Genomic DNA, 26,018 nt, shown 5'->3' with positions numbered 1-26,018 from the left:
TCCTCTCGGAATGGGTGTGCGGGGACGTCGTTGACGCTACGGAGCACCCCGGACGGCGGTCTTGACCGTTCCGGCCACCCGCTTGACCGTCCCGGACACCCGGATGGTGGGCGTGGTAGAACCCCCCGGTGGGCTCGGTCGGCACCCCCGTGATCCGCCGGATCGTCCAGGTCGGGCGTGGCCCGGAGCGACCAGAGGACCTGTTGGCCAGCGTGGGGATCCACGCCGATGCGCCCGTGTCGTCGTGGGCCGGCGAGTCAGTCGACGCCGAGGCCTACTACGGGCTGATCGAGCGCGTGGCAGGTGCCGAGGACCACGCGCTGCCCTTCCGCTACGCCGAGGCCCTGCAGGCCGACGACTTCGGCGCGCTGGGGCTGGCGATGAAGACGGCGCAGACACTCGGCGCCACCCTTCAGCGGCTGATGCGCTACATCCTGGTGCTGTCCGACACGCTGGAGTACGCCCTCGTCGACGAGCCGGGCGGCCAGCGCTTCGAGCTCAACGGGCGTCCCCACCACCGGCGTGGGGCAGCCCTGGCCAACGAGTGCGCGCTGGCCGCGGTGGTCTCGATGCTCCGACAGGCCGCAGGTGCGCACGTGCGACCCGACGCGGTGTCCTTCCGGCACCCGAGGCCCCCGACCGTCGCGCCGCATCAGGCCTTCTTCGGGTGTGACGTGGCTTTCGACGCAGCCCACGACGCGATCCACCTCTCCGCCGCGGTGATCGCCCAGCAGCCGCGGCTGGCGGATGCCGGACTCTCGGCCTACCTGCTGGCCCGGCTGGACGAACTGCGGGCCCGGGCGGCCGACCGTTCACTGGTGTCCCAGGTGCGGGGAGCGGTGGCCGATGCGCTGCCCGACGGGCAACCGAGCAAGACGTGGGTGGCGCGACGGCTGGGGATGAGCGAACGGACCCTCCACCGCCGGCTGGCCGATGAGGGCGCGTCGTTCCAGGCGATCGCCACGCAGGTTCGGCGCGAGGCCGCCGAGGCGCTGTTGGTCACGACCGACCACCCCCTCGCCGACGTGGCCTTCCTGACGGGCTTCGCCGACCAGAGCGCGTTCACCCGGGCGTTCAAGCGCTGGACCGGCCTGACCCCGACCGCCTACCGCGTGGCGGGTGCACGGACCGCAGACCGCTGATCCGAGCCGCGGACCTGGCGTTGTGAAGCCACATCGGCCACGCGGGGCGTAGGGTCGGCCCGTGCTCGAGCGAACCCGCCGGCTGTGGCAGATCCAGGATCGGCTCGTCGGTGATCGGCGTGGGCTGTTCGGCGCAGTCGCCGATGCGGTGGACGCGCGCACCGTGCTGTACCCGGGGTCCTACGTCGACATCGCCCCGTCGTTCGTGTGGCCGTCGGTGACCTACGTCGACGTCGACCGGCGGGCGAACCAGTTCTTCGCCGACGCGGCCGGTGTCGAGGAGCTGCTCGTCGAGAACGGGGTTGTCCCCGGCAGCCACACGGTGCGCTTCCTCCACGCCGACTACACCGACGACCTCGATGTGGCCGACGGCTCCGTCGACCTGCTCGTCTCGCTGTACGCCGGCTTCGTCTCCGAGCACTGCACGCGGTACCTGAGACCCGGCGGGGTGCTGCTCGTCAACTCCAGCCACGGTGACGCCGCGATGGCCTCCCTCGACCCGCGGCTACGCCTTGGAGGTGTGGTTGCCTCGCGCTCCGGTGCCTACTCGGTCCGCACCGACACCCTGGACAGCTACCTGGTACCCAAGCGCGATGTGGACATCACCCCCGAGCTGCTCCACGAGACGGGACGTGGTGTCGCCTACACCAGGTCGCCGTTCGCCTACCTGTTCGAGCGCGGGAGCTGAGCCAGTTTTGCCCCGACGGTTGGGGAACCTCGGACTCGAAACCGCGTCGGAGTGGCTTCATGAAGGACATGGGACGGGCGATCGCCGACCCGGCGCTGCGGCGCACGTTCCTGACCGATGTGCGTGCGTGTCGGCGGCTGCGGCAGCTCGGGCGAACCGACGCGGTCGGGGGTCAGACGGTGCTGGGTGGGCCGAGCATCAGCCAGCCGATGACCCCGACGGCCGATGCGGCAAGGCAGTAGTAGGCGAACCCGGTCAGTCGCTCGCGGGAGACCAGGCGCACGAGGAACCGGATGGCCAGGTACCCCGACACGAACGCGGCGAGCATGCCGCCCGCGAGCTCGGCCAGGGCTTCTCCGCCGTCGGCCAGGTCGGGCAGGCTCAGGATCGTGGCCCCGACCAGCGCCGGGATGGCCAGCAGGAACGAGAAGCGGGTCGCCGCCTCGCGGGTCAGCCCAGCGAAGACGCCGCCGGTGATGGTCGAGCCGGCGCGGCTGATCCCCGGCAGCACTGCCAGGCACTGGGCGAACCCGGCGGTCATCGCGTGCCGCAACGTGATGCCGGACAGGTCGGTACCAGTCGGGTCGCTGGCGTCCTCGCCCAACGGCAGGCCGACCGGCGCCTCGGTGAGGTCCAGCACCTGGCCCTTCCCCTCGCGCCAGCTGCCGGTCCATGCACGCTGGGTGGACTCCGTGGCGCCGGGGCCGGCCGGTACCGGGGCGAGCTCGTCGACGACCAGCCCGCTGGCCCGGACACGACGGCTGCGGATGGCCTCGGCGGTCAGCAGCAGCGTGGCGGTGACCAGCAGCAGGAGCGAGGCCACCAACGGGGATCCGAACGCATCCTCGATCGGGCCGGCGAGGGCCAGGCCGACGACGGCCACGGGGACGCTCGCGGGGACCAGCAGCAGGCCCACACGCCGGTACACCTCGCCCATGGGGCTCCGGTCCAGCCGGAGCAGTCCACGCACGATGGCCGACAGCTCACCGCGGAAGTAGACCAGCACCGCGCCGAGCGTGCCGACGTGCAGCATCACGTCGAACGCCAGGCTGTGCTTCTCCCAGCCCATGAGGTAGGGCACCAGCACCAGATGGCCGGAGCTGGAGACGGGGATGAACTCGGTCAGCCCCTGGACGATGCCGAGGATCACGGCCTCGAGCCACGCAGGAATCATCGGCTGCATGGTACGGGGCGACGTTGGTGGCCCCGCCGTGTCCGGATGCCCACGTCCCGCCGTCAACGGATCGCAAAAGCGTCCTGCGTTTCTGTCCGGACCCCGTGGTCAGCCTGTCGGGTCGCCTGTCATGGTCGATGGCGACACCGCCGAACGGCTCCGACGGGGGACCGAGGGCGGGCGCATGTTCACGCACCGACTGGGGAGGCCCTGATGTCCGAATCCAACCACCCACTGCGACTTCGGCTGATCCTGATGCTGACGGCCGGCGTCCTGCTGGCCATGGCGCCCATGGGGGTACACGCGGCCACCGCGGTGTTCGTCAACGAGCTGCACTACGACAACGCCGGCGTGGACGTCAACGAGTTCGTGGAGGTGGCCGGACCAGCCGGCACCGACCTCACGGGATGGACCGTCGCCCTGTACGACGGCAAGCGGGGGCAACGGGATGTCTACGACACGATCGTCCTCGGCGGCACCATCGACGACGAGGGGTCGGGGTACGGCGCACTGGCCTTCCCCGCGACGTTCATCGACAACGGCGGTCCCGACGGGCTTGCCCTCATCGGACCGGGCGGGGAGGTCGTGCAGTTCCTCTCCTACGAGGGGTCGTTCTTCGCCGACACCGGGCCCGCCGCAGGACTGCAGAGCGTCGACATCGGCATCCAGGAGTCCAACGACACCCAGAGCCACGAGTCGCTCCAGCTGACGGGTGTCGGATCGACCTACGAGGACTTCACGTGGACAGGCCCCACGGACGCCTCGCCGGGCAGCCTGAACGCGGGGCAGACCTTCCCCGAGCCCGAACCCGAGCCCGATCCGACTCCGACGACGTGCCAGGGCCTGCCGATCACCATCCTCGGCACGCCGGGCGACGACGTGCTGGTCGGCACGAACGGTGACGACGTCATCCACGGGTGGGGCGGTAACGACGAGATCGACGGTGGCAACGGCGAGGACGTCATCTGCGGCGGGGACGGCGACGACACCCTCGACGGGGGCAACGGCAAGGACGATCTCGACGGCGGGGACGGCGAGGACAGCCTCGACGGGGGCAACGGCAAGGACGACCTGGACGGCGGCGACGGCGACGACGCGCTGGACGGGGGGAGGGGCAAGGACACCGCCGACGGGGGTGCCGGCACGGACACGTGCACGGACGTCGAGACCGCCGCGTCCTGCGAGGCGTGAACCCCCGACCGGTCCCGGTCGTCGCGACGGACCCGACGACGACCGGGACGTCGGTCAGTCAGCGATCGTGTCGGGCCCGCCAGGGGGGACGAGCGTGAGGAGCAGCTGACCGCTGCCCATCACCGCGGTCGCCGCCCCGACGTCCCGGGCCGGCATCGCGACGAGGGCAGTCGCTCGGCTGCCGTCGCCGTCGACGGCCAGGACCCGCAGCCCCTCGGCCAGCAGCTCGGGAGGCCCCCGCGACCGGTCGACGGCCCACACGTCCACGACCGCCCCGGCCTCGATGCCCCACGTCGCCTGGACGGGGATGGGCAGCAGTCGCTCGCCCGGGGCCAGGGCCGCGGCGGGGCCGACCGAGGAGATGTGCGCGTGCGTGAGCACCGCCCCCTCGAGCAGGGGAAGGGTCAGCGACAGGCCCGGACGCACGTCGGTGACCGGGGCCGGCGGCACGGCGACGGGGGGCAGGCGGACCTGTCGCAGGGCGCCGGCCACGTCCTCGCCTGCGGGCACCGTCCGGACGGCCTGCCACACCTCCACGCCGGCACCACCCCAGCGCGCCGCCAACCCGTCGCGGTAGGCGCTGCACTGGCCGGTCAGGGCGATCCCCAGCAGGACCCATCCCATCAGCCGTGCGCGCGGGGGCAGGCGGGCCCATCCCTCGGCCAACCGATCGAGGCGGCGGGGGAGGGGCGGTGGGGGGCCGTAGAGGAAGCCGGATCGCAGCGGCACGCCACCACCCTCTCCCGAACCGCGACACACCCGGGCACGAAATCGCGCCCGGGTGTGGACAACTGGCCCTACCGGTCGGTGCTCGCCCGCTCGGCGTTGGCCCTGATCGCGTCGCGGAACCACGCGGCCAGCCCCTCGGCGTGCGTGTCGTAGGTCGCCGTGAAGCGCGGGTCGGCGACGTACATGTCGCCGAGGTTGACGTGCATCTCGTGGGAGCAGTCGTAGAACTGCCCGATCGCGAGACGTGCCTGTTCAGCGAGGTCCATCGCGCGATCGCTGTCGGGGGCGGCCCCTGCCGTGAACGCCTCGGCGAGACGGCCGACGAAGGCCTCGTTCTCGGCGGCGATCCGGTCGAAGTCGGCCTTGCCCATGTGCGTGGTGCGCTCGCGTGACTGCCGGTAGGCATCGGTGTCGCCCCATCGTTCCTCGACTTCGTCCTCGTACTGGCTGTGGTCGAAGGCCACGAACATCTCCTCCTCGTCGGTCCGGTGTCCACCCTCGAGCTCGGCGAGGGTCTGGTCGACGGCCTTGAGGATCTGCCCCAGGTCGTCGTGTCGTCGGACCAGCTCGGCCCGTTGTTCGCGCAGCGCCTCGACCCGGTCGTAGTCGGGGTCGTCGAGCGCGGCGGCGATGTCGGTCAGCGTGAATCCCAGCTCGCGCCAGAACATGATCTGCTGCAGGCGCAGCAGGTCGTCGTGGTCGTAGAGCCGGTAACCCGCCTCGGTCCTGGCACGTGGCACCAGCAGGCGGATCTCGTCGTAGTGGTGCAGTGTGCGCACCGTGACACCGGCGAGCTCTGCCAGCTCCTTCACCGTCCGCATCACCGCTCCTCTCCGTGGTGGACGACGGGTCGGTCGACCCGTGTGACACCACCGTGGCGCCTCACGTCACGTGAGGGTCAACCCCCTCGACGAGATTTCTCCGGACGATCAGAGGTGCGCGTCGCGCAACGCGTGCAGGGCGGGACGATCCGGCGAGCGCGGCAGCGCGGGGATGATCGCGAACAGCAGCCGACGGAGGTTCTCGGTGTTGGCGCGGAAGACCTCCAGCACCGAGGCCGAGGTGACGGCCGGGACGTCGGGATCGTCCTCGAGGCCGGCGTCGAAGTCGGTCACGAGGGAGATGTTGAGCGCGGCCATCTCCAGCTCACGGGCCAGCGGGGCCTCGGGGTACTGGGTCATGCCGACGATGTCCCAGCCCTGGGCGGAGAACCAGCGGGACTCGGCCCTGGAGGAGAACCGGGGGCCCTGGATGACCACCAGGGTGCCGTCACCGTGGACCTCGATGCCCAACGACCGCGCGGCGTCGAGCGCCACCCCGCGCATCTCGGCGTCGTAGGGCTCGGCGAAGGACACGTGGGTGACCTCGGGCCCGTCGTGGAAGGTGTCGATTCGTCCACGGGTGCGGTCGACCAACTGGTCGGCCAGCACGAACGACCCGGGGACGATGTCCTTTCGCAGGCTGCCGACCGCACACGGCAGGATCACGTCGGTCGCCCCGAGGTGCTTCATCGCCCACAGGTTGGCGCGGTAGTCGATGCGGTGCGGCGGGATCGTGTGGCCCACGCCGTGGCGCGGCATGAACCCGACGGCGCAGCCCTCGACCTCGGCCACCGTCACCGGTGCCGACGGTGGGCCGTACGGCGTCTCGACCACGACCTCGCGGGCGTCGTCGAGCAGCGAGTACAGGCCCGAGCCACCGAACACGGCGACGTCGATGGTGACCTCGTCGTGGCGTGGGACGTCCACGACGTCAGTCCGAGCTGGAGCTGGAGCTGGAGGAGCTGGACGCCGTGCTGCTGGACGAGGAGCTGTCCTTGGAGGAGCTGCTGTCGCCCTTGGACGACGAGTCGGACGATCCGCTGCTGGCGGTGCCCGTGGTGCTCGACGTCGAGCCGCTGCCGCGCGTGTCGGTCACGTAGTACCCGGAACCCTTGAACACGATCCCGGCGGCGCTGAACACCTTGCGGACGGGCTCGCCGCACTCGATGCACTCGGTCAGCGCATCGTCGGAGAAGGACTGCTTGACCTCGAACCGGTGGTCGTTGGTCAGGCACACGTAGTCGTAGGTTGGCATGGTGGTGAAGGTCTCGAAGGGGTCGACGGCCGCTCAACGGTACACGGCGGCCTCGGTGACGACCGCATCGACAGGGGCGTCGTGGGGGTCGGCGGCCACACGCTCGACCAGCTGCACCTCGAGGCAGATCCCGAGGCGCCACGCTGCGACCGTCCTCGGCAGCAGGCGGTCGTAGAAGCCGCCGCCCCAGCCGATCCGGCCCCCCCTGCGGTCGAAGCAGACCCCCGGCACGAGCACGGTGGCGGCAGCCCCGGGATCGAGGGTCGGCAGGTCCTCGCGCGGTTCCCGGATGCCGTAGGCCCCGACGACCAGGTCGGCGCCCAAATCGGCCACCAGGTGCAGGTCGAGGCGTCCGGGCCCGACGACCCGGGGCAGCGCGAGCGGACGGGCGGCGGCGAGCCAGCCCTCCATGACGGCGTCGACGGACACTTCGTCGCCGGTGGCGGCGTAGGCGACGAGCGGCCCGGGCCGTGAGGTGATCAGCTGGTCGATCCGGGCGCCGATCGTCGTCGCTGCCCGCGCCCGCTGGTCGGCGGGGACGGCTGCACGACGTTCCTTCGCGGCCAGCCGCTGCTCGATCTTGTGTTGCCCCGCGTCCACCGACATCCGTCGTAGCATGCCAGCGGCAACCCCGGTCCGTTGTCCTCCAGCTCTCGGAAAGCGAAGGTCACCCACAGTGCGTGCACGCAAGGCCGTCATTCCCGCCGCGGGCCTCGGTACGAGGTTCCTGCCGGCCACGAAGGCCCAGCCGAAGGAGATGCTCCCGCTGGTGGACAAGCCGGCGATCCAGTACGTCGTCGAGGAGGCCGTCCGTGCCGGACTGGACGACATCCTCATGGTCACCGGACGTGGCAAGCGTGCCCTCGAGGATCACTTCGACCAGGCGGTCGAGCTGGAACGACAGCTCGCCGCCACCGGCAAGGAGGACCTGCTGGCCGCCGTCCAGGCCGTCACGCAGCTGGCGCTGGTCCACTACGTGCGCCAGGGCAAGCCGCTGGGGCTGGGGCATGCGGTCGGCTGTGCCCGGTACCACGTCGGCGACGAACCCTTCGCGGTGCTGCTGGGCGACGACCTGCTGGGTGAGGAGGAGCGGCTGCTGTCACAGATGGTCGATGTCTGCGACGAAACGGGCCGGTCGGTCATCGCCGTCATGGAGTTCGGCGACGAGGAGCTGTCCAAGTACGGCGTCGTGGCCGCCGAACCCGATCCCGACAACGAGGGCGTCTACCGGGTCACCGACCTGGTGGAGAAGCCGGGCAAGGCCAACGCCCCCTCCAACCTGTGCATCATCGGTCGGTACGTCCTGACCCCCGACATCTTCGACCACATCGGGGCGACGAAGCCCGGTCGGGGTGGCGAGATCCAGCTGACCGACGCCATGCGTGCCCAGGCGCAGGACGAGCCCATCAGGGCCATCAAGTTCGACGGTATCCGCTACGACGTCGGCGCCAAGCCCGACTACCTCCGCGCCACCGTCGAGCTGGCCGCCAAGCGCGAGGACCTGGGGCCGGAGTTCATCGGGTTCCTGCGCGAGTTCCTCGCCGGTCTCGACCAGTAGTGGGGCACCGACACCACGTCGATCCCGCCGAGCTGGAGCCGCTGGGGGACTACCGTCGACGGGTCCTCTCGGGCCTGTCGCCGCTGACGCCGATACAGACGGCGCTCTCGGAGGCCCACGGCTCGGTCCTGGCCGAGGATGTCACCGCCCCCGGCGACATCCCGCCGTTCGCCAACTCCGCCATGGACGGATACGCGGTGGCCGCGGCCACCGTCACCGCCGGTGAGCCGCTGCGGGTCGTGGGCGAGATCGCCGCCGGTGCTGCCGAGCGACCGTCGCCGGGCCCCGGACAGGCCGTCCGCATCATGACCGGTGCGCCGCTGCCTGCGGGTGTCGATGCGATCGTGCCGGTCGAGCTCGTCGACGAGCACGGGCACGAGGTCGTGCTGCACGTCGCGCCGACCGCCGGCGAGAACGTGCGCGATGCCGGCGAGAGCGTGCGCGCCGGCGAGACCGTCCTGACCGCCGGCCGGCCCCTCGGTGCGGCGGAGATCGGCATGCTGGCCGCCATGGGCGTGGGCCGGGTGCTGGTGCATCCGCGGCCCCGCGTGGCGGTGCTGGCGACCGGCGACGAACTGATCGAACCGGGCAAGCCGCTTCGTCCCGGCCAGATCCACGAGTCCAACTCCTACCTGCTGGCCGCGCAGGTGGTCGAGGCGGGCGCCATCGCGTTCCGCCAGCCCATCGCCGTCGACGACCGTGCCAGCCTGAAGCGGGCGTTCCGAGGTGCGCTTGCGCAGGCCGACCTGCTGGTCACGAGCGGCGGGGTCAGCGCAGGCCGCTACGACCTGTCCAAGCAGGTCCTCGCCGACATGGGTGACGTGTCGTTCAGCAAGGTCGGGATGCAGCCCGGCATGCCGCAGGCCTTCGGGACCATCGACGGCGTCCCCGTGTTCGGGCTGCCCGGCAACCCCGTGTCGACCGCCGTCAGCTTCGAGGTCCACGTCCGGCCGGCGATCCGTCGGCTGCAGGGACGGCAGGACCTCAACCGTCCCCGCCTGACTGCCCGGCTTGCCGAGGGGGTTCGCAGTCCCGAGCACAAGGTGTCGTTCCTGCGGGTCACGCTCGAACGTGCCGCCGACGGATGGACCGCGAGCACCACCGGTGCGCAGGGCAGCGGCATCCTCCGGTCGATGGTCCTGGCCGACGGGCTCGCCGAGGTCCCCGCCGACCGCACGTCGCTGGATGCCGGTGAGCAGGTCGTCGTCCACCTGCTGAAGGAGATGGCATGAGCGAACCACGCTTGACCCACCTCGACGAGGCCGGCCACGCCCGCATGGTCGACGTCGGCGACAAGGACACGACCCGCCGGGTGGCAGTGGCCTCCGCCGCCCTTCGGCTGCGCCCGGAGACGGCCCGCATGCTGGTCGAGGGACGGCTGCCCAAGGGCGACGCCATCGCCACCGCCCGGATCGCCGGGATCATGGCGGCCAAGCGCACCCCTGACCTGATCCCGCTGTGCCACGTCGTGTCGCTGTCGGGGGTCGAGGTCGAGGTGGACGTCGACGTCGAGGCGGGGCGCTGCAGCATCACGGCCACCGCCACGGCCGCTGACCGCACCGGGGTGGAGATGGAGGCCCTCGTGGCAGCCTCGACCACGGCCTTGACCCTCTACGACATGACCAAGGCCGTCGAGCGCGGCGCGGTCGTCGAGCACGTCCAGCTGGAGTCCAAGACCGGCGGCGTCCGCGGCGACTGGCACCGGGGTGAGGACTCGTGAGCACGTCCGCACCGGAGGCCCGGGTCGTCCGGGCGCGCATCGTGACGGTGTCCACCCGCGCCAGCGCCGGGGTGTACGACGACACCGCCGGACCCGCAGTCGAGGCAGTGCTGGTGGAGGCCGGTATCACCGTCCTCGGCACGACCGTCGTCCCCGACGGCCGCGAGGGGGTGTCCCGGGCCATCATCGACGCCTGCCGCGACGCCGACGTGGTCATCACCAACGGTGGCACCGGGATGCATCCCAAGGACACCACGCCCGAGGCCACCCGCGACGTCATCGACCGGGAGGTCCCCGGCCTGGCCGAGGCCATCCGCGCCACGTCGCTGGCGATCACCCCCATGGCCATGCTGTCCCGCGGCATCGCCGGCATCCGCGACCGCACCCTCGTCGTCAACGTGCCCGGGTCCCCCAAGGGGGCACGTGAGTCCGTCGAGGTCGTCGTCGGTGTGCTGGGCCATGCGGTGGATCAGCTTGCAGCGGGCGACCATTGACTACCATCCGTTCCGAAGATCGTTGTTCGCCTTCGGACGAACGGACGATGGTGTCCGCCTTGACAGTCCGGCAGCCTGTTGGTCTGCCCGGTCACCTCCTTCCCATCCAGTGATCGAGTAACCCCCCACATGGCCCTCATCACCAAGTCCACAACCGGTCGCCAGCTCATGGTGCTCGACGACGCCGAGACGATCGCTCGTCAGGCACGCCGTCGTGCTGCCCTCCAGCGTCGCCGTCAGGACGCGGTTCGTGTCGCCGTCGTGGCGGCGGTCGTGCTGTCGACGATGGCCCTGATCATCGGTGTGTCCCTGCAGACCGTGGTGCTGGTCTTCGCCGGCCTGTTCGTCGCCGGCGTGATCGGGTTCCACCAGCTGCAGGAGTGGCAGGCCACCCGTCGCCGCCACCACGTGCGTGCGCAGGTCGGCCAGGGCATCGGGACGCCGCGCCCCAAGGGTGGGTTCTCCACCACGCGGCACCGTTCGGGCGCGCCCGTCTGGGTCGACCGCCGCGCCGCCTGAGGATGGGCTACGCCGACCACCTCCCCGAGGTGGGAGCGCTGGCCCATGGCCGGCTCGAAGCACGGCACGAGGCCCGCGAGGCTGCGCTGACGGCGTCGCGCGCGTCGATCCGTGCCAGCGCCAACGCCATCCGTGCGGCCCACCGTGGCGAGAACGACGTGGCCCGCGAGGGAGTCGGCGAGGCGGCCGCGCACCTGCGGGTGGCCATCGACGCCACCGACGGCCTGCCGATGATCCGCTGGGCGGGCTTCGTGCACGACGCGGAGAAGGAGTACGCCGAGGCGTCCTGCACCCTGGCGGTCCTCAGCGGCGGTGACCTGCCGGGCCCCGATGACCTGGGCGTGGACGTGACCGCGTGGCTCAACGGGGTCGCCGAGACCGTCGGCGAGCTGCGCCGGTACCTGCTCGACCAGCTGCGCCACGGCCGCATGGAACGCTGCGAGGACCTGCTGGCCACGATGGACGACATCTACTCGATGCTGGTCACGATCGACTTCCCCGACGGCATCACCAGCGGCCTGCGCCGTTCCACCGACGTGGCGCGTTCCATCCTCGAACGGACCCGCGGCGACTTCACCACCGCCCACCTCCAGGAACGGCTGCGCGAGGCGCTCGACGCCCACCGCAAGGACCTCCTGGACGGCTGACCGGCCGGTTCGCACACCCATCGGACTCCCGCTATCATCCAGCGTCCCCCAACGGGGCTGTAGCTCAATTGGTAGAGCGCTTCGGTCGCATCGAAGAGGTCAGGGGTTCGATTCCCCTCAGCTCCACGCGGACCACTCGCTGACGCTCGCGGTGGTCCTGCTCCTTCGTCGCGGACGTCCGCGTGGAGCGAGCTCCAGGTGTCTCTTGCTCCGCTCGGGCCGTTCGGGCCACGGAGGCCAGGACAACCCCGACCACTCGCTGACGCTCGCGGTGGGTCGATGGCGCTTCGCGCCCGACCTGTCCGCGTGGAGCGAGCTCCAGGTGTTTCTCGCTCCGCTCGGGCCGTTCGGGCCACGGAGGCCAGGGCAACCCCTGTCCGCGTGTAGCGAGCTCCAGGTGTTTCCCGCTCCGCTCGGGCCGTTCGGGCCACGGAGGCCAGGGCAACCCCGGCCTCCGGTGGGTGGGCCTACGGCTGGAAGACGACCTTGATCGCGCCGTTGGTCTTCTGCTGGAACATCGCGTAGGCCTTGGGTGCCTCGTCCAGCGGAAGGCGGTGGGTGGCGAAGTCGTCAACGCCCAGCACGTCGGTGTCGTCGAGCAACGGCATGATGTCGTCGACCCAGCGCTTGACGTTGGCCTGGCCCATCCGCATGGTGATCTGCTTGTCGAACATGGTCATCATCGGCAGCGGGTCGACCATGCCGCCGTAGACGCCGATCAACGAGACGGTGCCGCCGCGGCGGACCATGTCGATGGCCGGGAGCATGGCACCCAGGCGGTCGATGCCCGCGTGGTCCATGAACGGTTCGGCGATCGCCTTCGGCAGGAACTGGGTCAGCCGGTGGGCCAGCTTGGTCGCGGGCGATCCGTGGGCCTCCATGCCGACCGCGTCGATGACGGAGTCCGCGCCACGCCCCTTCGTCAGCTCGCGGACGGCCTCAGCGATGTCGTCGTGCTCGCGCAGGTCCAGCGTGGTGGTGCCACGGGCTGCCTCACGGGCAAGGCGGTCGTCGACCAGGTCGATGCCGATGACCTGCTCCACACCCCGCTGCTGGAGGATCCGGCAGGCCATGGCCCCGATCGGTCCGAGGCCCAGCACCGCCACGCTCCCGCCGTCGGGGACGTCGGCGTACTCAACGGCCTGCCAGGCGGTCGGCAGCACGTCGGAGAGGTACACGAAGCGGTCGTCGGCCGGACCCTCCGGGACCGTGATCGGACCGTAGTCCGCGTGCGGCACCCGCAGCAGCTCGGCCTGTGCGCCGGGGACGGCGCCGTAGAGCTTGGTGTAGCCGAACAGCGCCGCACCGCTGCCCTCCTCGGTCACCTGTGTCGTCTCGCACTGGGTCTGCAGCCCGCGGCCGCACTGGTCGCAGTGACCGCAGGCGATCTGGAAGGGGATGACGACGCGGTCGCCGACAGACAGGTCGGTCACCTCCGGACCGACGGCCTCGACGATGCCCATCGGTTCGTGGCCGATGATGTCGCCCTCGCGCATGTAGGGACCCAGCACCTCGTACAGGTGCAGGTCCGAGCCGCACAGCCCGGTGGTGGTCATGCGCACGATGGCGTCGGTGGGATCCTGGATCGTGGGGTCGGGGACGGTGTCCACGCGGACGTCACGCGGACCATGCCAGACAACTGCCTTCACGGTGCTCTCCTCGGTCGGGGTGTCCTCGAGGACTTCCCGCACCGTTCCGTGCAGCAAACCGTGACGACGGTGAACCGACTCGCAGGTGACCGATTGCGATACCGCCGGTCAGGTGGTCCTGGCGGCCGCCACGTCGATCGACAGGCCCGTCTCGCGTTCGCACACGGTCCAGAGGGCCGCGATCGCGGCGTCCGCGCCGGGCCGGACCAGCGGCTTGCGGACCGGCGGCCCGGTCGCCACGAGCAACGGCCCGTAGTAGTCGCCGCCGGACGCCGCCGGGTCGGTGGCCGCGCGGAGCTGGCTGAGCGCGCCCCGCTCGATCGACATGCCCACCGCCTCGGTCAGCCGGTGGAAGAAGCCCCCCAGGAACCCGCCGCCGCCCTGCTCGTGGGTGGTCGCCTGCAGGTCGGAGTTGGTCAGCCCGGGATGGGCGGCCAGCGCCAGCGCATCGACGCCCTCGGCCTCGAACCGGGCCTGCAGCCCCTGGGCGAAGTGTCGGGCCGCGAGCTTGGTGTTGCCGTACTGCTTCCACGCGTCGTAGTTGCCCCGCATGTGCGGGTTGTCCACGTCCAGCGGGCTGCCCTGGTGCTGGGCCATGGAGGACAGCGTGATCACCCGGGCACCGGGGGTGCCGACCACGATCGGCAGCAGGTGGGACGTCAGCGCCCAGTGCCCGAGGACGTTGATGCCGAGCTGGCGCTCGAACCCGTCGACGGTCGTGCCCTCGGGCATCGCCATGACCCCGGCGTTGAGCATCAGGATGTCGATCCGGTCGTGGGCAGCGGCGATCTCGGTCGCGGCCCGCTCCACCGACGCCAGCGAGCCGAGGTCGAGCTCGACGATCTCCAGGGAGGCACGGGGGTGTGCGGCGAGGATCTCGTCACGGGCGGCCCGGGCCTTCTCCTGGTTGCGGGCGGCCATCACGACGTGGGCACCCCTGCCCGCCAGCGCCGTGGCCGACGCCAGGCCGAGCCCGCCGTTGGCGCCGGTGACGACGGCGACCCTGCCGGTCTGGTCGGGCATGTCAGCGGTGGACCAGGTCATGGGGATGCTCCTCGAGGGTGGGGCGGAAGGTCCGACGGTACCGCCTGCGGTCACCGATCGGATCCGCTGAACAGCCGGGCGAGTGTCAGGAGGACGATCGCCCCGATCACCGATCCGACCAGCCCGGAGCCCTGCAGCTCGAGGTTGCCGTCGAAGGCAAGGTTGGCGAGGGTGCCGCCGACGACGGATCCGACGAGGCCCAGGGCGATCGTGCCGATGCAGCCCAGTCCCCTGGGGGCAGGGGCGAAGACGCGGGCGATGGCGCCCGCGATCAAACCGGACAGCAGCCAGGCGAGGATTCCCATGGGCGCCAGCCTGCCACCGCGGCAGCGCGCCACCATCGGGGAAGACCCCTACGGGTGGCGTCGGGAGTGGTCCACGCACCGCGGCTACGCTCGGCCACCGGATGACCACGACGCAACCCTGCCAGCTGATCGCCACCGACATCGACGGGACCCTCCTGCGCAGCGACGGGACGGTCAGCGACCGTGCCCGCCGTGCGATCGCCGACGTCGAGGACTCGGGGCGGCTGTTCGTCCTGGTCACCGGTCGGCCGCCGCGCTGGCTGCGGCCGATCACCGAGCAGGTCGCCCACCGCGGGCTGGCGATCTGCGCCAACGGCGGCATCGTCATGGACCTGCACACCGAGGAGATCGTCCGCGTCGACGCCTTCCCGGATGGGCTCGGCCTGGAGGTGCTGAACCGGTTGCGTGCCATGGACGACACGCTCGTGTTCGGGGTCGAGTGGGCCGACGGGTTCGCCCACGAGGCGTCCTACCCGCGCGGCACCCGGTCCTCGGAGCTTGCCCGCGGGGCCGCCCAGGACGTGGCGCACGTCGACGACCTGTTCGTCCGACCCGTCGTGAAGGTGCTGGCCCGTGCCCAGGCGCGTGACCGGCTGGCGCTGGACGAGCTGGCGCAACGGGCCATCGCGGAGGTGGGCGAGCTGGCGACGGTCACGTGGTCGAGCGTCGGCCTGCTGGAGGTGTCCGCACCCGCGGTGACCAAGGCTGCCGCCCTGCACCGGTTCGCCGAGGACCACGGCCTGGGCGCCGAGGACGTGCTGGCGTTCGGGGACATGCCCAACGACCTGCCGATGATCGAGTGGGCCGGCCACGGGGTGGCGGTCGCCAACGCCCACGAGCTGGTCCGTGAGGTCGCCGACGAGGTCACGGACTCCAACGACGACGACGGCGTCGCGAAGGTCATCGAGCGGGTGCTCGGGTAGCCGGGCGGCGGCTCAGGTGATCTGGGTCAGGACGGCAGCGGCGAGCAGGGCCAGCAGCAGCACGGTGGCGACCACCCGCTGCCACGTCAGCTGGGTCGGATCCCACCCGCGCGAGCTCGACCGCTTCTCCACCTGCAGGATCGAGGCGGCGCGCTCGGCGTCGGACTCCAGGACCTGCACCTCGACCCCCTGGTAGGCGCCGCCGAGGGGCAGTCCGGTGGTGCCGCCGAGGTCGTCTGCGATCAGCCGGTACAACATGCCTTCTGCGCGCAGTGCGCTGGCCGCGACCTCGGCCAGCCCACGGTGGGGGAACACGTCCACCGTCACCCACCCGTCGTTCATCGAAGCCTCTCCATCAGATCCAGCCGGGGCGAACCCAGATCAGCGCGTCCCAGAGACCCCGGGGGATCTCCAGGCCAAGGAACAGGGGGGACCAGTACGCGAAGCCGACCAGCGCCACGATCGTCATGGCCGCCGGAACCCAGCGGGCCGATCGGCTGTCCAGGGCGCGGTCGGCGAGGTAGGCGAGCGACAGCGCGACGAACGGCACGACCGGGGTCAGGTAGAACAGGAAGACCGGGCGGGGGGACAGCAGGTACGGCACGGACTGGCCGAACAGGAACAGCGCGATGACGAGGGCTTCCCAGCGGCGCCGGGCGAAGGCGAACCACAGCAGGACCGGGTAGCCGAGCAGCGCCGGCCACCACGTCGCGGGGTTGCCCATGCCGAGCACCTCCGCCACGTTGCCCTCGGCGACGGCGCACTCCGTGCCGGGCTCGCGGTCCGCCGAGCAGGACTCGTAGTAGTAGGCGACCGGGCGGGTCATCAGCGGCCAGGTCGTCGCCGGCGCACGGTAGGGGTGTTCGGCCTCCAGGTCGCGGTGGAATCGGAAGATCTCACCCTGCTCCTCCCACCAGCCCCCCGTGATCTGCTCGAAGGACTCGAGGAACCCCTCGCATCCGGGTTCGGTCGCGTCGCCGGGCAGCACGGGGACGGTGGCGTCGTCGGGTCCAGCCTGCTCCTCGGCGGTCGCCGCGAGGTTGCAGCGGTCCGCCTTGCGGGTGTCCTCGAAGTTGGCGAACCACCCCGCGTAGGAGGTGAGGTACACCACGATGGGGACCAGGACCAGCGCGAGGATCGCGCGGGACACGCCCCGCACCAGGTCCGGCCACGGCGACCCGGTCCACCGTCGACGCCACGCCAGCTCGCTGAACGCGACGAACGCCCAGGCCAGACCCAGCGGGGCCAGCCCCGACCACTTCGTGGCGACGGCGAGCCCCAGGAACAGCCCGGCAGCCCACAGCCACTTGCGGTCGCGGTCGGGCGGCACGTCCGGCGGGTCGTCGGGCACGAAGTCAGGGGCGCCGTCCCACAGCCGGTCCCGGTCGATCAGCAGGGCCAGGACGCCCAGCAGCACGAAGAACTGCAGGAAGATGTCCAGCATCGAGATGCGCGACATCGTGACGGCCAGCCCGTCGACGGCCAGCAGCGTGGCCCCGAGCAGCGCCGTGGACCGGCGACGGAACAGCCGCAGGCCCACGAAGTAGGCGACGGCGACCGCTCCCGTGCCGAACAGCGCCGACATGACGCGACGGGCGAACGCCTCCTCCGCTTCGCGAGCACGGGCGGCCGGGTTGTCCTCCTCGCCCTCGCGGACCACGCAGCCGTCGGGTTCCTCGGTGACCGCGGCGTCGATCGGCGAACCCTCCTCCACCCCGAAGGTGGCCACCCCGACCGCGATCAGCCACTTGCCGACCGGGGGGTGGACGGCGAAGGACGTCTCGGTGCCGACCGCCAGGTAGTCCCGTGCGTCGTAGTAGTAGTACGTCTCGTCGAAGTAGCAGCGCTCCGGCTGGCCGAGCTGGTGGAAGCGGACGGCCCCGGCCAGCGTCACCACGACGAGGGGCAGCACGACGGCCCACAGCCACTGCGATGACGTCCGGTCGCGCCACGACGGGCCCCTGTGTGCTGACGGGGTCTCGTCTGCGGTGGCGTCGTCGCGCGTGTCGAGTGATGCGGTCATTCGGCGATGGCGAACCGTACCGCCTTGGTGACGGGCACCGTTCGTGCCGCGACGATAGTGCGCGTGAACTCCCTCCGCGAACGCCCGCATGGCCATCTGGTCCTCGTCGCCACACCGATCGGGAACCTCGACGACCTGTCCCCGCGGGCGGTCCAGACCCTGCGGTCGGCCGACCTCATCGCCTGCGAGGACACGCGGCGCACCGGCAAGCTGCTGCACCACGCCGGGATCGAGGGGCAGATGCTCGCCGTGCACGACCACAACGAGGTCGAACGGGCCCGCGGGGTGGTCCAGCGGATCCGCGACGGCCAGACGGTGGCGCTGGTCAGCGACGCCGGGACGCCGGGCATCAGCGACCCGGGGTATGCGCTGGTCAAGGCTGTCGCCGACGCCGGCCTGACCGTCACCGCCGTGCCCGGTCCGGCCGCCGTCATCCACGCCCTCGTCATCAGCGGACTGCCGACCGACCGGTTCGCCTTCGAGGGGTTCCTGCCGCGCAAGTCCGGCCCTCGTCGGGCCCGCCTGGAGGCCGTCGCGGCCGACGATCGCACGCTGGTCTTCTACGTCGCCCCCCACCGGGCGGCCGCCGACCTGCAGGCGATGGCCGAGGCGTTCGGGGCCGACCGGCCCGCGGCGGTGACCCGCGAGCTGACCAAGCTGTACGAGGAGGTGCAGCGCGGGCCCCTCGCCGAGCTGGCCGAGGCCGCCGAGGCGACACCGCCGCGTGGTGAGGTCACCGTCGTCGTCGGCCCGGCGCCGGCGGTCGTGGAGGCGTGGACCGACGAGGCCCTGTCCGCACGCCTGGCCGAGCTGGCGGCCGCGGGCACCTCCACGCGGGACGCCGTCAAGCAGGTCGTCGCCGAGACCGGCCTGCCGAAGCGCCGGATCTACGACCTGGCCACCTGAGCCCGGGGGCGTCCCTCGGTCCCGGGGGCGGCCAGCCCCGCGTCAGGCGTCGGTTCCGGAGAACCGTGCCTTCCACGCCTCGACCATGTCGTCGTCGATGCGGCCGAACAGGATCGGCGGGACGTCGAACGGGTGGCCGGGCTGCAGGGCCTCCAGGTCGACGGTCGGCCAGATGTCGGTGGTGGCCCCGACCGACGCGGCGGCGGTGGCAGCGGCGGTCGGGATGATCGGGGCCGCGGCGGCCGCGAGGACGGGGATCAGGTTGATCGCCGTGCGCAGGACGGCCTGGGCCGCCTCGTCGCCGGTCTGGTCGCCCCACGGGGCCTGCTCGGCCTTGCGGAGCCGCCACGGCTCGCGCGCCTCGAGGTAGGCGTCGCCGAGGGTCCACAGCTCACGGACGGCGCGGGCGACCTTGCGGAACTCCATCGCCTCGTACAGGCCGGCCAGCTCGTCGAGCTTGGCCCGGACGTCGACGGCCAGCTGCGCCTCGACGTCGCCGGTGGTGCCGCCCGCCGGGACCTCCTCCCCGTACTGCTTGCGGGTGAACGACAGCGTCCGGTTGACGAAGTTGCCGAGCTTGCCGCCGAGGTCACCGTTGACGGCCTGCTGGAACAGCGGCCAGGTGAACGAGGCGTCGTCGGACTCCGGGGCGTTGGCGATCAGGTACCAGCGCCACGTGTCGGCCGGCAGCAGCTCCAGCGCGTCGTCCATGAAGACGCCGATGCCCTGCGAGGTCGAGAACTTGCCGCCCTCGTAGGTCAGCCAGTTGAAGGCCTTGAGGAAGTCGACCTTGTGCCACGGCTCGCCCGACCCGATGAGCGTGATCGGGAAGCTGACGGTGTGGAAGGCGACGTTGTCCTTGCCCATGAACTCGGTGTAGGTGACGTCGTCGGAGTCGTACCACCAGCTGCGCCAGTCGCGCTGCCCCGTCGGGTCGGTGTCGGCCCACTCCTTGGTGGAGGCGATGTAGCCGATCGGCGCGTCGAACCAGACGTACCAGACCTTGTGCTCCATGCCGGGCCGCTCGACCGGCACGCCCCACGTCAGGTCGCGGGTGATGTCACGGTCCTGCAGGCCCTCGTCCAGCCACTTCAGCGCGATCGAGCGGGGCAGGTTCGGCCACTGCTGCTGCGCCTCGATCCACTCGCGGACGCGGTCGGCCAGCTTGGTCTGCAGCAGGAAGACGCTCTTGGACTCGCGGATCTCCAGGTCCGTGGCGCCGGTCACGGTGGAGCGGGGGTCGATCAGGTCGGTGGGGTCCAGCAGCCGGCCGCAGTTCTCGCACTGGTCACCACGCGCACGTTCGAACTCGCAGTGGGGGCAGGTGCCGGTGACGTAGCGGTCGGGCAGGAACCGGTCCTCGCTGGGGGAGTAGACCTGCTGGATCGTCCGCTCCTCGAGGTAGCCGTGCTCCTCCAGCTTGCGGGCGAAGTGGTTGGTCAGCTCGTGGTTCTGCGGACGGCTGGTGCGGCCGAACCAGTCCCACGACAGGCCGAACCGTTCGCCGAGGTCACGCTGGATCGTGTACTGCTCGTCGCAGTACTCCTGCACGGTCTGCCCGGCCTCCGCGGCGGCCAGCTCGGCCGGCGTGCCGTGCTCGTCGGTGGCGCAGATCGCCAGTACCTCGTGACCCTGCATCCGCAGGTACCTGGCGTAGACGTCGGCGGGCAGCATCGACCCGACGAGGTTGCCGAGGTGCTTGACGCCGTTGATGTACGGCAGGGCGCTGGTGATGAGGTGGCGTGCCATCGTGCGATGAGGGTAGCCGGGCCTGCTTTCCGCTGACGACGGCTGTCGGAGGTCAGTAGATTGGGGGTCGATGCGCACCTCGAACCCCACCCTGTCGGAATCGGCGTTCAACCGGATGATGCAGCCGGGGGCGACCACCGCCGGCGCCTACGTCCGGACCGACGCCTTCACCGTCGAGGGGGCGATCTACAAGACCGCCCTCCTGCTGGCCATCGCCGTCGTCACGGCGCTGGCCACCGCCCTGCTGGTCCCCGACTCGATGCTGACCGTCGCGGTGATCGGCGGCGTGATCCTCGGCCTGCCCCTGGTGATCGCGACCACGTTCAAGCCGGCATGGGCGCCCGTCACGGCACCGCTGTACGCGCTGGTCGAGGGTGTTGTCCTCGGCGCCGTGTCGCTGCTGTTCGAACGCTCGTACCCGGGCATCGCCGTGCAGGCCGCGGTCGGCACGGGTGTGGTCCTTGCCGTCATGCTGGCGCTGTACCGCACCGGTGTCATCCGGGTCACCCAGCGGTTCCGCATGGTGGTCGCCACGGCCACCGGCGCGATCTTCGTCACCTACCTGCTGTCGTTCGTCCTGGGCTTCTTCGGCATCAACTTCGGGTTCCTGCACGGCAACAGCCTGCTGTCGATCGGCATCTCCGCGGTGGTCATCGTCGTGGCCGCCCTGAACCTGGCCCTGGACTTCGACTTCATCGAGAACGCCGCCAACCGCGGGGCCCCGGCGAAGGTCGAGTGGTATGCCGCGTTCGGGCTGCTGGTCACCCTCGTGTGGCTGTACCTGGAGATCCTCCGCCTGCTGGCCAAGCTGCAGTCGAGGGACTGACCTCGGGCGGGACGGACGGACGGGGGTGTCCCGTCCGCGACGCCGGGTAGAAGTGGCGGCATGGACACCTTTCTGTGGATCCTCCAGTGGTTGCTGTTCGCCGTCTTCCTGGGGGCCGGCGCCGTCAAGGGCCTCCTGCCGCCGGGACGGCTGCTGGCGGTCGAGCAGATGGGGTGGGTCGCCGACACCGGCATCTTCCGGGCGCGCATGGCCGGCTACGCCGAGATCGTCGGGGCCTTCGGGTTGATCCTCCCCGGTCCCACCGGCCTGCCGGCCTACTTCGTCCCCGTGGCGGCCCTCGGCCTTGCCACGATCATGGGACTGGCCGCGGTCACCGTGCACCGGCCGCGCAACGAACCGATCGTTCCCCACGCGGTGCTGGGCGGTCTGGCCCTGGTCGTCGCGATCGGCCGCCTGATCGAGCCGGTCTCCTGACACCCACTGCCTGATCCCCCCTCGCCCGAGCCGCCGCCGGGGGCGGGCATGCTGGTCGACGTGACCGCCACCCCCGAGGCCATCGCCGCCCTCCGCTGTCCCGTCTGCCACGGCGCCCTGGCGCTGGACGGACGGGTCCTCGGATGCGTCGAGGGCCACCGCGTCGACCTCGCCAGGCAGGGCTACGCGACCCTGTCGTCCGGGGCGATCCGCCACCCCGGCGACACGCCGGCCATGCTGGACGCGCGCACCGTCGTGCAGGACGCCGGCGTCCAGTCGGCCATCACCCGGGCGCTGGTCGAGGCGGTCCCCGCGGATGCGCGGATGGTGGTGGACCTGGGGGCCGGGACGGGGCACCACCTGGCCGCCGTGGTCGACGCCGACCCTGCTCGGCACGGCATCGCCGTCGACAGCGCCAAGCCCGCCGGGAAACGTGCGGCCCGGGCCCACGACCGGGTGTTCGCCGTGGTGGCCGACGTGACCGGCGAGCTGCCGCTGGGCGACGGGGTCGCCGACGTGGTCCTGTGCGTCTTCGCGCCGCGCAACGGCCCGGAGATCGCCCGGGTGCTGCGCCCCGGCGGACGGCTGCTCGTCGTCACCCCGACCCCCGACCACCTGGCCGAGCTGGTCGGCCCCCTCGACCTGCTGACCGTCGACGCCGACAAGCGCGAGCGGCTGGAGGCGGGCCTGTCGGACCTGCGGCTGGCAGGCCACGCGCCGGTCCGGGACAGCGTGACCGTCGACCACGGGCTGGCCCGGTCGATCGTGGCCATGGGGCCCAACGCCTTCCACCTGACCCCCGAGGAGATCGCCGAGCGGATCGCCGGCCTGCCCGACCCCCTCACCGTCACCGTCGCCGTCGACGTCACGACCTTCACCCCCTGACGCGTGTCGCCCAGCCAGCGGTGGGGGCCGCTGAGGCGACGCACGTCCGAGGTGTGTCGTCCGGCTTGCCCGGTGCAGGCGGACCCAGGGTCTAGCGTTGTGGACGGATGGTCCTGTCGACGAGGGAGTGGACGGTGTGGGCCGCCGTGCTGGCGGCCTTCCTGACGGCCGCGCTGGTCCGACAGGTGGGGTCGGTGGACCTGGTCGCCGGGGTCGTGGACCGGGTGCCCGAGATGGTGCCGATCGATGGTCCGCTGCTCGTCGCCGCGGACCCAGCGCACACGCCGACGCAACCACCGGCGCCGACTGCGTCGCCGACCGCCACACCCACGCTCGCCCCGACCCCGACCCCGACCCCGGTGGAGGAGGCGCAGGCGGTCCCGGGCCTGCTGACCTTCCGCGGCAACGCCCACCGGACCTTCCACGGCACCGGCCCCGTCCCGCGCACGACGCCCGATGTCGAGTGGCGCTACCCCGGCCACGCCATGTGCGCGGACTCCACGGTGGGGGAGGAGACCAAGACCTGGTGCGGCACGGGCTGGACCGGCCAGCCGGCCGTCGTCGAACGCGACGACCGCACCTGGCTGGTCTTCGGCGCCTACGACCGCAACGTGCACTTCGTCGACGCCGACACCGGCGAGGCGATCCTCCCGCCGTTCCCGACCGGCGACATCATCAAGGGGTCGGTCACCGTCGATCCCGACGGGTTCCCAATCGTCTACTCCGGGTCGCGTGACGGGCGCTACCGGGCCATCGCCATCGACGGTCCCGAACCGCGCGAGCTGTGGGCGCTGACGGCCGCCGACGCCACCGGCCCGACCCGCTGGAACGACGACTGGGACGGCAGCGGCCTCGTCGTCGACGACCACCTGATCGTGGGAGGGGAGAACAGCCGCCTGTTCGTCGTCCGCCTCAACCGGGCGCTGGACGCCGACGGGCTCGTCACCATGACCCCGGAGGTCATCGCCGACGTGGCCGGCTTCGACGACGAGCTGCTGGCCGCCGTCGGCAACAACGTCTCCATCGAGTCCTCGGTCGCCCTGCACGACGGGATCGTCTACTTCGGCAACTCCGGGGGGCTGATCCAGGGCTGGGACGTCGCCGACATCCTCGACGGCACCTCCACCGATCCCCCGGCGCGGACGCTGCGGTTCTGGATCGGCGACGACACCGACGCCTCGGTCGTCGTCGACGAGGAGGGGATGCTCTACGCCGCCGCCGAGTGGGAACGCCACACCGACCGAGCGGCCACCCTCGGGCAGGTCGTCAAGCTCGACCCGACCCGCCCCGAGGACCCCGTGGTGTGGGCCGTCCACGACCCGGCGGTCGCCGAACGGCCCGACGTGGCCGGGGTGTGGGGCACGCCGGCGATCCACGACGACCTGCTGCTGGTGCCGACCACGGCGGGGCTGCTGCTCGCCCTGGACCGCACGACGGGGGCCCAGCGCTGGGCGTTGGACCTCGGTGACCACCTGTGGTCCTCACCGGTCGTCGTCGACGACGTGCTGGTGCAGGGGGACTGCGCCGGGAACCTGCACGCCTTCGACCTCTCCGGCGACCCCGACGTGACCCCCGAGCCGCTGTGGACGCTGCCCATCGGCGGGTGCGTGGAGTCCACCCCCGCCGTGTGGGACGGCCGCATCTGGGTCGGCACCCGCTCCGGGCAGGTCGTCGCCGTCGGCCCGACCGGCTGACCGGTTCAGCCCTCCGCCGCCTCCCGTGACAGCGGCAGGCGCGCGAGCCAGCGAGTGACGTGGGAGACCACCCGCGCGTCCAGGGGGTTGCCGGTCTGCGTGCGGTAGGTGGTCGGTGAGGGGTCGCCGGCCCGCAGGATGTGGTTGACGCCGTCCACCACGTGTCCCTCGAAAGGAGCCGCCGTGACGAGCTGCCGCATCGCCTCGACGTCCTCGGGGTCGACCTGCACGTCGCCGGCGCCCGTCACCGCCAGCACCGGCACCGACACCCGCTCCAGCAGGGGAGCCGGCTCGAACGCCATGAACTCGCGGAGCCACTTGGCGTTCAGCTTCGCGACGAGCTGCACGCGCATGACGTCCTTGTTCGACGCCTTGATCGAGGCCAGCCGCTTGGTCTGGCTGGCGGCGATGTCGGTGCGCAGTAGCTTCAGCAGCAGGCGGACCGGCGTGGGCAGGAACTCCGCGACCCGGGTGGCCTGCCAGCGCAGCACCTCCTCACCGTTGTGCGTCGTGCCGGCCAGCAACGCCACGCCACCGACGTCCTCGCCATGGGTGGCCGCGATGTCCAGCGCGATCAGCGCGCCCTCGGAATGGCCGACGACGACGACCCGCTCGGGATCCACGCCCTCCTGGCTTCGCAGGAACGACAGGGCCGCGACGGCGTCGTCGATGTTGTCGCGCAGCCCAGCGGAGTCGTAGTCCCCGTCGCTGTCGCCGACGCCGCGCTTGTCGTAGCGCAGCGACAGCACCCCGGCGTCGGCCAGCGCATCGGCCAGCAGCGCCGACACACCGAGCCGGGCCTTCCTGGTGTTGGAGTCGCGGTCGAGCGGCCCGGATCCGCTGATCAGGAGCGCGGCCGCGCCGGTCGCGGGGCCGTCGGGGTGACGCAGCGACCCGGCGAGCGTCAGGTCACCGGATGGGAAGGTGACGTCGGTCGACGTCCCGCTGCGGGGGATGGCGGTGGCTTCGGGCTGTGTGTGCTCGGGCTGTGTGTGTTCGGGCTGGGTGTGCTCGGACATGGCGGCGGGTCCCTCGGTCGGATGGACGTTTATGTTCTCATGGATGATAACATTAGCGCCGTGACCGAGGAAGGGGTGAGTCGATGACCAAGGCGGACCTGCTGCTGCACCCGGTTCGGCTGCGCGTCGTGCAGGCCCTGCTGGGACGCGAGATGACGCCCCAGCAGCTGGTCGAGGTGCTCGGCGACGTGCCACAGGCCACGCTGTACCGGCATGTCGCCAAGCTGGCTGACGGCGGCATGCTCACGGTGGTGTCCGAGCGGCCGGTCCGTGGCGTGACCGAGCGGACCTACGGCGTGGTCAGGGACGCGGTCTCCCTGGGTCCCGACGACCTGGCGGGCCTCTCCGCACGGGACCACGCGCAGCGCTTCCACGTCTTCGCCGCCACCATGCTGGCCAGCTTCGGGCGGGCGGTCGAGGCGGCCGAGGGCCCGGACGGGGTCGACGCGGTCGCCGAGCGCATCGGCTACCGGGTGGCGCCGCTGTGGCTGACCGACGACGAGGTGGACGCCGTGCTGGAGGAGCTGCGCGCGGTGGTGGGACGAGTCCTGGACAACGACCCCACGGCTGGTCGGCGGCGCCGACTGCTGTACACGGTGCTGCTGCCCGACGCCTGACCGGC

Annotated in this window: 29 protein-coding genes and 1 tRNA gene; 17 read left to right on the top strand and 13 right to left on the bottom strand. The window is 71.6% G+C overall.

Features of this window, described 5'->3' with window-relative positions:
• The first annotated feature begins 128 nt into the window (after positions 1-128).
• Both CUC05_RS20180 and CUC05_RS20175 read left to right on the top strand, forming a co-directional pair.
• On the top strand, positions 129-1,142 hold the full coding sequence (locus CUC05_RS20180; RefSeq protein ID WP_108667933.1) for an AraC family transcriptional regulator ligand-binding domain-containing protein: 1,014 nt from the start codon (positions 129-131) through the stop codon (positions 1,140-1,142).
• A gap of 61 nt (positions 1,143-1,203) precedes the next feature.
• Positions 1,204-1,830: a class I SAM-dependent methyltransferase gene (locus CUC05_RS20175; protein WP_108667932.1), complete on the top strand. Its 627-nt coding sequence runs from the start codon at positions 1,204-1,206 to the stop codon at positions 1,828-1,830.
• A 172-nt stretch (positions 1,831-2,002) separates the two neighbouring features.
• On the opposite strand, the gene CUC05_RS20170 is transcribed toward CUC05_RS20175, so the two are convergent.
• Positions 2,003-3,004: an undecaprenyl-diphosphate phosphatase gene (locus CUC05_RS20170; protein ID WP_157965808.1), complete on the bottom strand. Its 1,002-nt coding sequence runs from the start codon at positions 3,002-3,004 to the stop codon at positions 2,003-2,005.
• Positions 3,005-3,217: 213 nt separating this feature from the next.
• Here CUC05_RS20170 and CUC05_RS20165 point away from each other — a divergent pair, with 213 nt between their 5' ends.
• Positions 3,218-4,195: a lamin tail domain-containing protein gene (locus CUC05_RS20165; protein ID WP_108667930.1), complete on the top strand. Its 978-nt coding sequence runs from the start codon at positions 3,218-3,220 to the stop codon at positions 4,193-4,195.
• A 54-nt stretch (positions 4,196-4,249) separates the two neighbouring features.
• On the opposite strand, the gene CUC05_RS20160 is transcribed toward CUC05_RS20165, so the two are convergent.
• From CUC05_RS20160 to CUC05_RS20140, 5 genes are all read right to left on the bottom strand, one after another.
• The gene (locus CUC05_RS20160) at positions 4,250-4,924 is read right to left on the bottom strand and encodes a CpaB family protein (protein ID WP_157965807.1); all 675 of its coding nucleotides are present in this window, start codon (positions 4,922-4,924) and stop codon (positions 4,250-4,252) included.
• Between the two features lie 68 nt (positions 4,925-4,992).
• The gene (locus CUC05_RS20155) at positions 4,993-5,745 is read right to left on the bottom strand and encodes a MerR family transcriptional regulator (RefSeq protein WP_205712456.1); all 753 of its coding nucleotides are present in this window, start codon (positions 5,743-5,745) and stop codon (positions 4,993-4,995) included.
• Positions 5,746-5,853: 108 nt separating this feature from the next.
• Positions 5,854-6,672, bottom strand: coding sequence for an S-methyl-5'-thioadenosine phosphorylase (locus CUC05_RS20150; RefSeq protein WP_205712455.1), 819 nt, complete (start codon positions 6,670-6,672; stop codon positions 5,854-5,856).
• 4 nt (positions 6,673-6,676) lie between these two features.
• On the bottom strand, positions 6,677-7,000 hold the full coding sequence (locus tag CUC05_RS20145) for an FmdB family zinc ribbon protein (RefSeq protein WP_108667927.1): 324 nt from the start codon (positions 6,998-7,000) through the stop codon (positions 6,677-6,679).
• A 33-nt stretch (positions 7,001-7,033) separates the two neighbouring features.
• The gene (locus tag CUC05_RS20140; RefSeq protein ID WP_157965806.1) at positions 7,034-7,606 is read right to left on the bottom strand and encodes a 5-formyltetrahydrofolate cyclo-ligase; all 573 of its coding nucleotides are present in this window, start codon (positions 7,604-7,606) and stop codon (positions 7,034-7,036) included.
• A gap of 10 nt (positions 7,607-7,616) precedes the next feature.
• On the opposite strand from CUC05_RS20140, the gene galU reads away from it, so the two are divergent.
• The 7 genes from galU to CUC05_RS20105 all read left to right on the top strand — a co-directional run bounded on the left by galU (position 7,617) and on the right by CUC05_RS20105 (position 12,064).
• Entirely contained in the window at positions 7,617-8,558 is a 942-nt protein-coding gene (gene galU / locus CUC05_RS20135) for a UTP--glucose-1-phosphate uridylyltransferase GalU (protein ID WP_108667978.1), read from the top strand.
• Complete coding sequence (locus tag CUC05_RS20130; protein ID WP_205712454.1) at positions 8,558-9,790, top strand: molybdopterin molybdotransferase MoeA; 1,233 nt, start codon at positions 8,558-8,560, stop codon at positions 9,788-9,790. Before galU ends, CUC05_RS20130 begins: the two co-directional genes overlap by 1 nt.
• Positions 9,787-10,278 (top strand): cyclic pyranopterin monophosphate synthase MoaC, encoded by a 492-nt coding sequence (gene moaC, locus CUC05_RS20125; protein WP_108667926.1) that lies wholly within the window; start codon positions 9,787-9,789, stop codon positions 10,276-10,278. The genes CUC05_RS20130 and moaC overlap by 4 nt, the downstream gene beginning before the upstream one ends.
• The gene (locus tag CUC05_RS20120) at positions 10,275-10,772 is read left to right on the top strand and encodes a MogA/MoaB family molybdenum cofactor biosynthesis protein (RefSeq protein ID WP_108667925.1); all 498 of its coding nucleotides are present in this window, start codon (positions 10,275-10,277) and stop codon (positions 10,770-10,772) included. Before moaC ends, CUC05_RS20120 begins: the two co-directional genes overlap by 4 nt.
• 129 nt (positions 10,773-10,901) lie before the next feature.
• A complete protein-coding gene (locus CUC05_RS20115; RefSeq protein WP_108667924.1) occupies positions 10,902-11,291 on the top strand; it encodes a hypothetical protein in 390 nt (129 codons plus the stop codon).
• 2 nt (positions 11,292-11,293) lie between these two features.
• The gene (locus CUC05_RS20110) at positions 11,294-11,938 is read left to right on the top strand and encodes a translin family protein (RefSeq protein WP_108667923.1); all 645 of its coding nucleotides are present in this window, start codon (positions 11,294-11,296) and stop codon (positions 11,936-11,938) included.
• A 53-nt stretch (positions 11,939-11,991) separates the two neighbouring features.
• A tRNA-Ala gene (locus tag CUC05_RS20105) sits at positions 11,992-12,064 on the top strand.
• Between the two features lie 341 nt (positions 12,065-12,405).
• Here CUC05_RS20105 and CUC05_RS20100 read toward each other — a convergent pair.
• The 3 genes from CUC05_RS20100 to CUC05_RS20090 all read right to left on the bottom strand — a co-directional run bounded on the left by CUC05_RS20100 (position 12,406) and on the right by CUC05_RS20090 (position 14,936).
• Positions 12,406-13,587, bottom strand: a complete 1,182-nt coding sequence (locus CUC05_RS20100; RefSeq protein ID WP_108667976.1) for a zinc-dependent alcohol dehydrogenase — start codon at positions 13,585-13,587, stop codon at positions 12,406-12,408.
• A gap of 108 nt (positions 13,588-13,695) precedes the next feature.
• Positions 13,696-14,631 (bottom strand): oxidoreductase, encoded by a 936-nt coding sequence (locus CUC05_RS20095; RefSeq protein WP_108667922.1) that lies wholly within the window; start codon positions 14,629-14,631, stop codon positions 13,696-13,698.
• Between the two features lie 50 nt (positions 14,632-14,681).
• The gene (locus tag CUC05_RS20090) at positions 14,682-14,936 is read right to left on the bottom strand and encodes a GlsB/YeaQ/YmgE family stress response membrane protein (protein ID WP_108667975.1); all 255 of its coding nucleotides are present in this window, start codon (positions 14,934-14,936) and stop codon (positions 14,682-14,684) included.
• A 101-nt stretch (positions 14,937-15,037) separates the two neighbouring features.
• Here CUC05_RS20090 and CUC05_RS20085 point away from each other — a divergent pair, with 101 nt between their 5' ends.
• The gene (locus CUC05_RS20085; RefSeq protein WP_108667921.1) at positions 15,038-15,859 is read left to right on the top strand and encodes a Cof-type HAD-IIB family hydrolase; all 822 of its coding nucleotides are present in this window, start codon (positions 15,038-15,040) and stop codon (positions 15,857-15,859) included.
• 12 nt (positions 15,860-15,871) lie between these two features.
• Here CUC05_RS20085 and CUC05_RS20080 read toward each other — a convergent pair whose 3' ends face one another.
• Positions 15,872-16,201, bottom strand: coding sequence for a hypothetical protein (locus CUC05_RS20080; protein WP_108667920.1), 330 nt, complete (start codon positions 16,199-16,201; stop codon positions 15,872-15,874).
• 13 nt (positions 16,202-16,214) lie between these two features.
• Positions 16,215-17,882: a phospholipid carrier-dependent glycosyltransferase gene (locus tag CUC05_RS20075; RefSeq protein ID WP_205712453.1), complete on the bottom strand. Its 1,668-nt coding sequence runs from the start codon at positions 17,880-17,882 to the stop codon at positions 16,215-16,217.
• Between the two features lie 63 nt (positions 17,883-17,945).
• Here CUC05_RS20075 and rsmI point away from each other — a divergent pair, with 63 nt between their 5' ends.
• Positions 17,946-18,788, top strand: coding sequence for a 16S rRNA (cytidine(1402)-2'-O)-methyltransferase (rsmI, locus tag CUC05_RS20070; protein ID WP_205712452.1), 843 nt, complete (start codon positions 17,946-17,948; stop codon positions 18,786-18,788).
• A gap of 42 nt (positions 18,789-18,830) precedes the next feature.
• On the opposite strand, the gene metG is transcribed toward rsmI, so the two are convergent.
• Entirely contained in the window at positions 18,831-20,537 is a 1,707-nt protein-coding gene (gene metG, locus CUC05_RS20065; RefSeq protein ID WP_108667917.1) for a methionine--tRNA ligase, read from the bottom strand.
• 70 nt (positions 20,538-20,607) lie between these two features.
• Between metG and CUC05_RS20060 the strand changes: the two genes are divergently transcribed.
• The 4 genes from CUC05_RS20060 to CUC05_RS20045 all read left to right on the top strand — a co-directional run bounded on the left by CUC05_RS20060 (position 20,608) and on the right by CUC05_RS20045 (position 24,377).
• Positions 20,608-21,363, top strand: a complete 756-nt coding sequence (locus CUC05_RS20060) for a Bax inhibitor-1/YccA family protein (protein WP_108667916.1) — start codon at positions 20,608-20,610, stop codon at positions 21,361-21,363.
• Between the two features lie 60 nt (positions 21,364-21,423).
• Positions 21,424-21,798, top strand: coding sequence for a DoxX family protein (locus tag CUC05_RS20055; RefSeq protein ID WP_108667915.1), 375 nt, complete (start codon positions 21,424-21,426; stop codon positions 21,796-21,798).
• 60 nt (positions 21,799-21,858) lie between these two features.
• Positions 21,859-22,683: a methyltransferase domain-containing protein gene (locus CUC05_RS20050; protein ID WP_205712451.1), complete on the top strand. Its 825-nt coding sequence runs from the start codon at positions 21,859-21,861 to the stop codon at positions 22,681-22,683.
• 107 nt (positions 22,684-22,790) lie between these two features.
• The gene (locus CUC05_RS20045) at positions 22,791-24,377 is read left to right on the top strand and encodes an outer membrane protein assembly factor BamB family protein (RefSeq protein ID WP_108667913.1); all 1,587 of its coding nucleotides are present in this window, start codon (positions 22,791-22,793) and stop codon (positions 24,375-24,377) included.
• Between the two features lie 5 nt (positions 24,378-24,382).
• Here the strand turns inward: CUC05_RS20045 and CUC05_RS20040 are convergent, their stop codons facing one another.
• Positions 24,383-25,396, bottom strand: a complete 1,014-nt coding sequence (locus CUC05_RS20040) for an alpha/beta hydrolase (protein WP_108667912.1) — start codon at positions 25,394-25,396, stop codon at positions 24,383-24,385.
• A gap of 83 nt (positions 25,397-25,479) precedes the next feature.
• Here CUC05_RS20040 and CUC05_RS20035 point away from each other — a divergent pair, with 83 nt between their 5' ends.
• Positions 25,480-26,013: a helix-turn-helix domain-containing protein gene (locus CUC05_RS20035; RefSeq protein ID WP_108667911.1), complete on the top strand. Its 534-nt coding sequence runs from the start codon at positions 25,480-25,482 to the stop codon at positions 26,011-26,013.
• The last annotated feature ends 5 nt before the right edge of the window (positions 26,014-26,018 follow it).

It is taken from the genome of Euzebya rosea (genome assembly GCF_003073135.1).
Taxonomy (GTDB): Bacteria; Actinomycetota; Nitriliruptoria; order Euzebyales; family Euzebyaceae; genus Euzebya; species Euzebya rosea.
Note: the sequence above shows the minus strand (reverse complement) of the source record. Positions and strands in the feature narration are given on the sequence as shown.